Below are 5,030 nucleotides of genomic sequence, written 5' to 3' on the forward strand. Positions count from 1 at the left end.
CGAGCTCCGATCGAATATCGAATTTCGATGGCTGCATAGTCTTTTTTACAGTTGTCTACTTGACGGGGGGAAGACCATGATTGATGTCTTTTCTTCGTTTATTTTATTCATCCAGAGCCACCAGGATCGGATCTCATCATGGGATTGGTTATATGTTTTGTTCCTTCTGCAATTTGAGTAGTCGAAGTAGGTTCACTCACACAAAAAAATTGAAGAAACAATAAAAAAACAATAATATACTTGTAAGTTCCCAGTATTTTTTTCATTTCCTATCCCCCAATCTTCATCTTTTTCTCACACAGATTTAACATTTCAATCGCAAACTGAACAAAATAAAATTCATTATTCGATTTAAACTCATCAATAGCGGATTTTATAATCTCGATATCATTTATTATCATGCCTTTATAGCACAACTGTATTGGAGTCAAAGGGCCCTCTTTTTCTAACCTAGTTATTATAGCAAGCGCCTTTATTTTATCCCCTTTTCGATACCAATAAAAACTTTTTTCAGCTATATGAAGTTTTCTATAATCTATAGTATCAATATTACAATTCCAATACAACTTCAAAAAATTAATATTATTCAAAATAACATATTTCTTAAAATGACATTTTCGTTCTATACAAATTCTTAGTGCCTTTTCCATATTTTCAAGTGCTCTTTCATATGAATCAAATATCAAACTTTCGCCTTTTCTCGATATCAAAGATGCTCGCATAACCGGAAAAAACTCTAAATATTCGTAATTATGCAGGGAATCATTAAGTTGTTTAAATCCCTCAATTTTCCCTCGCCTTAGTATAGAATAGCTATAAAGATCAGTTATCCAAAAATTATATAAACTAATCGATTCTTTTTGTTTTAATAAATTTAAAGTGTTCAGAGCTCTATTCATATGATATTCAAATACTTTAAAATTTCCATTATCACCTAATATTAATAATCTTAACACATCACATAACACTGTGAATTCAGCCTCTTGTGATAAAGCTGGTTTTCTTAAATAATCGATTTCTAAATAGATTTCATCAATTGGCTTGGTTTTATAAAGTCTTTCACAGAATAAACTGAATATTTTCGAGTAATTCCTCATCACTCGATTATCATGATTTTCACATAAATTAACTATGTAGTCCAAAATTTCAGTATATCCATTTTGGTATGCAATAATAAATAGCTTTTTTACATTTAACAAATATTCTTTAGTATACGTTGACATTAAATATATACAAACATCTTCAAAAGCTTCAACATCATCTGGAAACATTTTATATGCCATTTTTGAAAATGAAAAAGCTGAAATCTCTTTCCCTTCAGTCCCCCATTCACAAGCAGAGGATGCGGATACGCCACATTCTTCGCTAAATGCTGTCCAAGATTTCCCCTCATTTTTCAGCTGCATATCAAATGTTTGATGAAGTATTCCCATACCATCACCCTCTTTTTAATCTCGAGTTATACTTTTGTATAATCATTTTATATACTAAGTATTGATATTATTTTTAAAGAACTATACAATAAGTATTGTACACTATGTTAGATGTGATAAAAATTGAGAAATAATATGTCTCTATTTATTTTAAAAAATTCTAAAATGAAGCATAAAAAAAAACCCTACCGCACCCCTTTTTAATTGGTTCATTGCTTGCCGGCTAGACACCAATTAAAAAGTCCATGGGAAGTAGAGCTTTTTTATATTACACAGTAATATTCGCTTTTATACGTAAATTATAACACAAAGCGAATGTGGTGTGAATAAGAACCTCTATTTTCCCAATAATTTTCTGTAAGTGTGTGTTTGGGGATAAATAGGAGGTCTTTTTGTGTTATTAACTAACTTTTTACTCAGTAAAGCAAAACGAGAACTATCCCCTCGATTATATCGTATTCCTAAGTGTAAGGAGGGAGCTATCAATCAAGCAGTCAAAAGTGTAATCAAAGATATTGATAGCATTCTTTTAGACTTGGAAAAGGTAACTACAAAAGAATACTTCGAAAAAACCCCACGCCGATATGAGGCATTGGAAGTCGTACTTTCCTATCTTGTCCAGGAGGGATATTCTCAAATGAGACAAAAGCAAATTAGCAAAAAATCCGGTATTTCTGTACCCGTTATTAACTTTATTCTGAATTGGCTAGAGGACCTTGAAGTATGTCATCAAATTAAAACGAGACGTCATAATAAATTTGCGCCATCTATCTACATTTTAAGCTTACATAATAATTATTTGAAAATCATTGAGTATTTTAAGCAGAAATGGGCATTAACAATCGATGTTTTTTCTACTTTTACAGAATTTTTAACAAAGAAGATTAATAAGAAACAAGATAAAGATTCAAATAATAACGAGGATATTCCAGTTCCTACATGTCATGGATTCGATTTATTCACTCCTGTCGAACCTGTTGAAGTAGAAGCTGAAGAACAAGAAACGAAGTCTGACAAAGATAAAAAATTGGAAGCTAGCTTACAAGATAAATTGGCGGCAAGATTACAAGAAATGAATGACTACATGAGTGAAGCACAACAGAAACTTTACATGTACATTTTAACTCAAGATACAAATATTACTGAAAAGGATGCATACACAATTGCTCTTCGTATGCCATCGAATATTGGACAAGATGCAATAAACATCTTCGAAGATTGTGTAAAACAGTTTAAACATAACAATTCCGAAGTAAGTACTCCTGCACATTTTATAAAAATCTATACAGATAATTTAACAAAGTATAGGGATCGTCAAGATCGTGCAGCAAAAGAAAGACTCTTGGATATGGAATTTGGAAAGCCATATCAGAGTACAATTCCATTTGGTCTAATGCGAGAACTGATGGGCTTTAAGAGGTAAGATTCTTCATTTTCCTTATTCTTAAAGATTGTATTAACAACTAAATAAAGCGAATGCAGCCTTGTTCAAAAAAATTGAAGCTAACAAGGCTTTTTGTCATGTAATCATAATTGTTATTTTTAAAATCTATAAATCTCATTATTAAACTTCACGGTGTTAGCCCCATTTTCAGCAAACAGCAACGAGAAGTTCATCATAGAATCATAGCCAAATTTCATTAGAATTAAACAAGGAATTTAATAAGGAAAAATCTCTAATCCCTTGTGAGAGTAAAGATGAAGTCCCTAAAATAAATCCTAATGTATTTAATGTTTTTAATTCTTTTAAAACAAGATTTAATAAATAAGAATTTCCTATATTTTTAGTTTTCACTTTTTCTTTTTTAAACACATATAGCTCTTAACTAGCATTTTAAATTAAGCGTATCTTGATTCAGCTATGAATCAAATTCTATTCCAGAAACGAACAATAAGTCTGTAACTAGCAAATTTATTCGTTTCATTTCATAACTGCGTTACATAGATATTAACTTACATTAACCAAACTAGGATATTCAGACTCTCTATAAATTACATATGCTAAACCTGTGCTTATCTTGTGTAATATATATGCTTAATCAATATTAGGAGCATCAATAAAGCATATGCTTTATTCCGCGGAATCCCTTGAAGGATTGGCGGCATCGCTACTTACTAAATACAAATGAAAGGTGAAGCTCTCCTGTTAAGGGTATCTTGATTCGACTAGAATCAAGTACCGTTGGCAGGCAGATTTTTAAAAACTACGTAAACGGGCGGCGCGGCGGTCTCAATTATCACGATTATCTCACGGCGTACACACCTGCTTCGTTCGCCTTTGTCTCACTCCACTCGCTTGCTGCGCGACGCTCGGTGGTTCGGCTACGGCCGCCCCACGATTCTCTATTTCGGATTCGCTTCAACCAAGGGTTCATACAAAGAAAACGAAAAAGCCTAGAATCCCCTATTGCTTGTTTGTGTGGTTTTTCGATATAATTGCGGTACACAATTTTTAGGACGAAGGAGTATATAGCCATGACATGGGATTCCGCCCTTGATTTGTTCCTTGCTGATTTGTTAAAACGTGGCCGCAAGTCTTCTACAGTAAAACAATATCGATATGATTTGACCTTATTTGTCTCTCGGGTTCAGAAACAGCTTGAATTTCCTCCAGAAGGCGTTTCCCACTCTTTTGATGTCAATATATTAGATTGTTACTTGAAATCGCTTAGAAAGGAACGTGGAGCTTCGATTTCGAATGTGAAGCGTGTACGAGGCATTTTAATCAATTTTTTACAGTTTCACGGTGCCGCAGACAGTTTAAAAAGCGAAGTAACTCCGCCAAAGCTCACTTCTAAGCACTTTGCATCCGATAAAGAAATAGAGAAGTTATTACACATCATGCGAAGTTATAGCGGATTAACAGCGTACCAGGCATCTGGAAGGAAATTTATTATGGACCGCAATGTATTATTAATTCGTTTCATGCTACATTATGGACTATCTATCCAGGACATTATCACGCTTTCTATGCATGATATCCATTTTGGGACCAATACCATTACGCCAGGCGGTTTACACGCTTATAAGCGATCTATTCCCCTATCAAAAGAAGATGTGAAGCTTGCCTTGTCGTATTACAAAAAAATCCCGAAGCTTATACGGCCACGCCAACAGACCGGGGATCCCTTCTTTGTTGCGTTTGACTTTGGACCGCAAACATTCCGCTGGGATTATGAAAAGGATCAACCTGCTGCCTTAACAAGAATTGCTGTACAACGCATGTTACAGAAAGAAGCGAAACGCGCTGGAATTCATGTCACGCCTACCATGTTGCGGAACCGTTTTATATTAAATGCGCTACAAAATGGCATGAAACCCATTGAAATTAAAGCATTTTTGGGATTAAAAAGCGTTGAGGCATTGCATAGATATGTTCAATTTTGGAATAAACAGCAATAAAAATAGTTTCATGTAAGCAACAAAAGCCCTGGTGTAAACTGAAGTGAACCCCGAAAACGGGACACCAATCAAAACACCTAAACCACTTGTTCCCTAAATTCTTTAGGGGATAGGTGGTTTAATTTTTCTTGAATTCGCACACAATTGTAGTAATAAATGTATGCTAGCACAATCTTTCGCACAGTTGTGTTGGAT

At 34.0% G+C, this 5,030-nt stretch carries 5 protein-coding genes; 2 read left to right on the forward strand and 3 right to left on the reverse strand.

Annotation, left to right across the window (positions count from 1 at the left end; genetic code table 11):
• Positions 1-269: 269 nt before the first annotated feature.
• Positions 270-1,433 carry an AimR family lysis-lysogeny pheromone receptor gene (locus JDS99_RS29740; protein WP_199696351.1) on the reverse strand — a complete coding sequence of 388 codons (1,164 nt, stop codon included), beginning with the start codon at positions 1,431-1,433 and terminating at the stop codon, positions 270-272.
• A gap of 394 nt (positions 1,434-1,827) precedes the next feature.
• Between JDS99_RS29740 and JDS99_RS29745 the strand changes: the two genes are divergently transcribed.
• Entirely contained in the window at positions 1,828-2,856 is a 1,029-nt protein-coding gene (locus JDS99_RS29745) for a Replicase RepFR55 (protein WP_199696352.1), read from the forward strand.
• A 201-nt stretch (positions 2,857-3,057) separates the two neighbouring features.
• On the opposite strand, the gene JDS99_RS29750 is transcribed toward JDS99_RS29745, so the two are convergent.
• A complete protein-coding gene (locus JDS99_RS29750) occupies positions 3,058-3,246 on the reverse strand; it encodes a hypothetical protein (protein ID WP_199696353.1) in 189 nt (62 codons plus the stop codon).
• A gap of 662 nt (positions 3,247-3,908) precedes the next feature.
• Here JDS99_RS29750 and JDS99_RS29755 point away from each other — a divergent pair.
• The gene (locus JDS99_RS29755) at positions 3,909-4,835 is read left to right on the forward strand and encodes a tyrosine-type recombinase/integrase (protein ID WP_199696354.1); all 927 of its coding nucleotides are present in this window, start codon (positions 3,909-3,911) and stop codon (positions 4,833-4,835) included.
• A gap of 77 nt (positions 4,836-4,912) precedes the next feature.
• Here JDS99_RS29755 and JDS99_RS29760 read toward each other — a convergent pair.
• On the reverse strand, positions 4,913-5,030 hold a 118-nt coding region (locus tag JDS99_RS29760; RefSeq protein ID WP_199696355.1), incomplete at its 5' end, for an IS3 family transposase.

The organism is Bacillus cereus group sp. N6 (genome assembly GCF_016483705.1).
Classification (GTDB): Bacteria; Bacillota; Bacilli; order Bacillales; family Bacillaceae_G; genus Bacillus_A; species Bacillus_A wiedmannii.